A 5,191-nucleotide genomic window follows, 5' to 3' on the forward strand; every position below is an offset into this window, starting at 1 on the left:
AGGCATGTCGGCGCGGCAAGCGGCGGCGCGGTTCGGGGTGGGCGTGTCGAGCGCGATCCGTTGGATTGCACGGGCAAAGATGGGCGAGCTGGCGCCGCGACCACAAGGCCGTCGCCGCGCCTCCAGCCTCGATGCGCATGAAGCCTTCATCGTCGGGATGATCGAGGAGCGCCGGGACATCACGCTGAACGAGATGGTGGACCGGCTCTTTGCCGAACAGTCGGTGCGGATCAGCCGCAGCGCCTTGAGCGCCTGGCTTCGCGGCCACGGCTGGAGGTTCAAAAAAGTCCGCACACGCACTGGAGCAGGACCGCCCAGACATCCTGAAACGGAGGTAGGTCTGGCTCGACGGCCAGCTCGATCTCGACCCAGCCAAACTCGTGTTCATCGACGAGACCGGACTGTCGACCAAGATGGCGCGCCTGCGCGGAAGAGCGCCACGCGGCGAGCGCTGCCGGGGCCGGCGTGCCGCACGGCCATTGGAAGACCACCACCTTCACCGGCGCGCTCAGGCTGACGGGCATGACCGCCCCCTTCGTGCGTCGCAGCACCTCCGCCAACCGACACACACCGGGGCTTGCGCCAACCGCATCACGGAAAACAAGAAAAAGCTCGGCCGACCTGCGCGCACGTTCCGCAATCGGCAGTTCCTTCAATGTGCCGGCCTTGAGGTCCGCCCCGATAAGCGTCCCCGCATACCAGTTGAAGCCTAGCCCGCGCCGCGCGGCGTCGATCGAAGTCGACGTCTGGGCGAAGATAACGCCGGAAGGTCGATGGTGCGAACAGGCGAAATCGCGGCTGCCCGGAACTTCGAATGCTAGACACGACCACGGGCAGCGTCTGAGCAATTTTGAACACTCTTGCGAACCTGGTACGTGTTAGGGAATGCGGCGCACGCCGCGTTGTTGTCCGTTCTCCGGGTCCGTCTGCACAGTCCATCATGCTATGCTACCGGCCCACTCCACCTCTATGTTTAGGGCTGTCGAGAGACCTGGTACAGGAAGGGGCGCCATGACCACGAAACGCCAGCCGACATTCGATCCCAAAACCTTTCTCGCCCGTGTCGGCAAGGGCAGGAGTATCGGCAACTACGACAAAGGCCAGACCGTCTTCTCGCAGGGCGATCCGGCGGATGCGGTCTTCTATATCCAGAAAGGCAAGGTAAAGGTCACGGTCGTTTCGGAGCAAGGCAAGGAAGCCGTCGTCGCCATGTTGGGGAGGAACGAATTTTTCGGCGAGGGATGCCTGGCTGGACAGGTAAAACGCTTTTCGACGGTCGAGGCCATCTCCGATGCCGTCATCTCGCGACTGGACAAGACGGCAATCCTCCGCGTAATCCGCGAGGAGCCGGCATTCTCCGAACTGTTCATCGCCCATCTTCTGAGCCGGGCCGTTCGCGTCGAGGCGGACCTCGTCGATCAGTTGTTCAATTCGAGCGAGAAGCGCCTTGCCCGGCTGCTCCTGCTGCTGGCGAATTTCGGCAAGGACGAACAGCCGGAGCCCATGATCGCGAAGATCAGCCAGGAGACGCTTGCGCAGATGATCGGAACGACGCGGGCGCGCGTGAGCTTCTTCATGAACAAGTTCCGCAAGCTGGGCTTTATCTCCTACAATGGTGGGATCGAAGTCCACAGCTCGCTGCTCAACGCCGTCCTGCACGATCAGCCGCACATCGAATCCTGAACCCCGTATCCTCGCGATGTGGTCAATTCTGCACAGCCGTCACCCCGGCATGAGCGTAATATTGCAGCTATGGAGAGTTCCTCCTTCGGAATGTCCGTTTGCGGCCGAGGCCGCCCGGATATTCATCCCCTGCGCGCCCGATGGGGTACGAATTTGGGCGCCTGCTGCAGGAGAGCTGACATGAGAACGCAATTCCAGCCTGTGCCTCCATTCCGGGCACACAAATTGGCGGCGCCCGCCGATCGGTATTTCCCGAAGTTTGATGAAGCGCGCGCCCTGGCTGAGGCAATCGTGGAAACCATCCGCGAACCCCTGCTGGTTCTCGACGAGGAACTGTGCGTCGTCACCGCAAATCGCTCCTTCCGCCGCATGTTCAAAGTCGGCCGGCGGGAGGTTCAGGGTCGACCTTTCTACGCGTTGGGCGGTGGCCGGTGGAACATCCCCGAACTGAGATTCCTGCTGGCGAATGTCCTGCCGATGGACGTCTGCGAAGTCGAGGCAGACGTTCCTGAGGTCGGGCGGCGCACCATGCAGCTGAATGCGCGCAAGCTGTTCCACGAGTGCAACGACCGCGCGCTGGTGCTTCTGACGATCGAGGACATCAGCGAGCGCCGCGCCGGCGAAAGGCAGACTGCGGAACTGCTGCATCAGAAGGAGACCCTTCTTGAGGAGATGCAGCACCGTATCGCCAACAGCCTTCAGATCATCGCGAGCATCCTTCTCATGAAGGCGCGTGCGGTGCAGTCGGAGGAGGCGCGGTTGTATCTCAAGGATACCCATCAGCGGATCATGTCGGTTGCGGCCGTGCAACAGCAACTCGGGATCGCGCGGCATGGAGAACAGATCGAACTCGCCCCTTATTTGTCGCAGCTTTGCGAGACGCTGGCTGCCTCATTGATCGGCGTCAGCCGTCCGATTTCGATCAGGGCTCAGGCGGACGAGGTCAAAGTATCGTCCGCGGCGGCAGTCAGCATCGGTCTCATTGTGACGGAGTTGGTGATCAACGCCCTCAAACATGCGTTTGTGGCAGATACGGCGGCCGGCCTGATCGTCGTCGCCTATGAGGTCGCCGAATCCGGATGGCGACTTACAGTTTCCGACGATGGGATCGGGAAATCAGAGGGTCACATGGACAAGGCAAGTCCCGGATTGGGCACAGGCATCGTCGAGGCGCTTGCCAGACAGCTTGAAGGTCGCGTGAATATCTCGATGGGGTCGGGCGGCACGACCGTGTCGATCACCCACGGAATGATAAGTTTCCGGCTGCCCCACGCGGCCTAGTACCAGCGTCCACGACCGTACCATCCGCCTCCGCCCAGAAGCAAAACGATAAGAACAATAACGAGAAGTGTGGTGATATCCATGTCAGACTCCTGCGAGTGCTCTCCACCGTCTGCGCCACGCTTGACCAGGGCAGCTTATATTCGTGATGGCACTCCAACTTTGATCAACGTTCCGTATCGCCGGTTGTTCCAACAGGACGATCTGGAGGCGGATCTCCGCCCGTATCAAAAGTTCTCGGATAATGACTGCCGACGCCGTTGCCGCCGGCGAAGCACGACGGCGGTTATTCGGAACTTTCTCTCCAGCGGTGGCGTTACATGAAGCAGAATCAGCTTTATCTGATTATCGGTGCGCTTGCGATCGTCGCCGCCGGCCTTGCGATCTATATTTTTCGAGAAGAGTCCAAACCATCGGGCGTCGAACTCCGCATCGACGAAACCGGTATCTCCATTCAGGAAAACTGAATGTGCCTGAAGGGACCCGGTGAGTTGACGCTGAACGCGCTCGCATTATCAGGAGACAACCCATGGCAGATAGCCCCAACGTGGAAGACGTCCGCAAGGACCTCGAGAAGCAGATCGCGGATCTGAAGAAGGAAGTGACGAAGATCGGGAAGTCGCTGTCAGCGCGTGGCGATGAGCTTTACGATGACCTCCGCGAGGAGACCGAGGGTGCCTACGACAGGGTAACCCGCCGCGCTCGCGGGGCGGGCAAGCAGGCTCGCCAGCAGGCTCATGAAGTCTCGGAAGCGATCAAGGAGAACCCGGGCACGGCGGTGACCGTGCTGTCCGCGGTTGGCGTTGTCGGCTTCCTGATCGGCCTCGTCGTCGGCCATGCGCTCTCCGGCAATTCCCGCCGCTGGTATTGACCGGATTCTGTCGCGGCCGATCATGCCGGTCTTTTCTTCCAGCACGACCGCAGGCGGTGCGCAGGGCGCGACAACGAATTCCGCGCCGTGCTCACAAGAGATCCCGTTATCGAGCTTCCGACAATACGTTCCAGCCCTATGTCGGCCCGCGGCAGTGCATCCCGTCCTGCACCGAGACGAAGACTGCTATGCAAAGCCCGTCGCCGGAACGCGGCGGGCTTCTTTACTCGCTTGACGCTCGCGACTGCCAGCGCACAAGCTTCCCGTGCCCGGGTCCGCCCTGCCTGGCCAGTCGCTACGATTGGTCGCCATAGGCGGCTCGGGCTTCGGCATCATTGCGATCATCGTCGCCATAAAGCATGGATGCCAGCCTGATCCTCGCTCGGGTTCAGCGAACCTGCATCTGACAAAAGTCGCTGGTCGCTCCGGGGGCTGCGCCTCCTTCCAGCCTGCTAGAGCACGTCCCGTTTAATCCGCGTCATATCCGGCTGCTTTGAAGTAGTTTGCGCATTCGGCCGGCGTGAAGAGGTCGAGGACAGGACCGACAGCGTCCCACAAAGTGGTGATGGTCCTCTCCGCCTTGGCGCGGATGAGGGCCTTGAGCTTGGCGAATGCATTTTCGATGGGATTGAAGTCGGGACTGTAGGGCGGCAGGTAGAGCAGGTTCGCGCCTGCCGCCTCGATCGCGTTGCGTACGCCGGCTGCCTTGTGGGCGGGCAGGTTGTCCATCACGACTATGTCGCCCTCCGACAGGGTCGGGACCAGCACCTGCTCGACATAGGCGAGGAACACGTTGCCGTTCATGGCGCGGTCGTAGACGAAGGGGGCGGTCATGCCCGTCAGCCTGAGCGCGCCGGTGAAGGTGGTGGTCTTCCAATGGCCGTGCGGCACGCCGGCCCCGGCAGCGCTCGCCGCGTGGCGCTCTTCCGCGCAGGCGCGCCATCTTGGTCGACAGTCCGGTCTCGTCGATGAACACGAGTTTGGCTGGGTCGAGATCGAGCTGGCCGTCGAGCCAGACCTACCTCCGTTTCAGGATGTCTGGGCGGTCCTGCTCCAGTGCGTGTGCGGACTTTTTTGAACCTCCAGCCGTGGCCGCGAAGCCAGGCGCTCAAGGCGCTGCGGCTGATCCGCACCGACTGTTCGGCAAAGAGCCGGTCCACCATCTCGTTCAGCGTGATGTCCCGGCGCTCCTCGATCATCCCGACGATGAAGGCTTCATGCGCATCGAGGCTGGAGGCGCGGCGACGGCCTTGTGGTCGCGGCGCCAGCTCGCCCATCTTTGCCCGTGCAATCCAACGGATCGCGCTCGACACGCCCACCCCGAACCGCGCCGCCGCTTGCCGCGCCGACATGCCT

4 protein-coding genes and 2 pseudogenes are annotated in these 5,191 nt (G+C 61.9%); 5 read left to right on the forward strand and 1 reads right to left on the reverse strand.

Annotated elements, in window-relative coordinates:
• From SIN08_RS09600 to SIN08_RS09620, 5 genes and pseudogenes are all read left to right on the forward strand, one after another.
• Positions 1–540 (forward strand): annotated as a pseudogene (locus tag SIN08_RS09600) (hypothetical protein); the annotation flags it as partial.
• 471 nt (positions 541–1,011) lie between these two features.
• Complete coding sequence (locus tag SIN08_RS09605; RefSeq protein ID WP_322451359.1) at positions 1,012–1,683, forward strand: Crp/Fnr family transcriptional regulator; 672 nt, start codon at positions 1,012–1,014, stop codon at positions 1,681–1,683.
• Between the two features lie 180 nt (positions 1,684–1,863).
• Entirely contained in the window at positions 1,864–2,964 is a 1,101-nt protein-coding gene (locus tag SIN08_RS09610) for a sensor histidine kinase (protein ID WP_322451360.1), read from the forward strand.
• Positions 2,965–3,284: 320 nt separating this feature from the next.
• Positions 3,285–3,431 (forward strand): hypothetical protein, encoded by a 147-nt coding sequence (locus SIN08_RS09615; RefSeq protein WP_322451361.1) that lies wholly within the window; start codon positions 3,285–3,287, stop codon positions 3,429–3,431.
• A gap of 62 nt (positions 3,432–3,493) precedes the next feature.
• Entirely contained in the window at positions 3,494–3,835 is a 342-nt protein-coding gene (locus SIN08_RS09620) for a hypothetical protein (RefSeq protein WP_322451362.1), read from the forward strand.
• A 468-nt stretch (positions 3,836–4,303) separates the two neighbouring features.
• Here the strand turns inward: SIN08_RS09620 and SIN08_RS09625 are convergent.
• A pseudogene (locus tag SIN08_RS09625) lies at positions 4,304–5,191 on the reverse strand (IS630 family transposase); the annotation flags it as partial.

The sequence above is a fragment of the Chelativorans sp. M5D2P16 genome, from assembly GCF_034427935.1.
GTDB lineage: Bacteria > Pseudomonadota > Alphaproteobacteria > Rhizobiales > Rhizobiaceae > Chelativorans.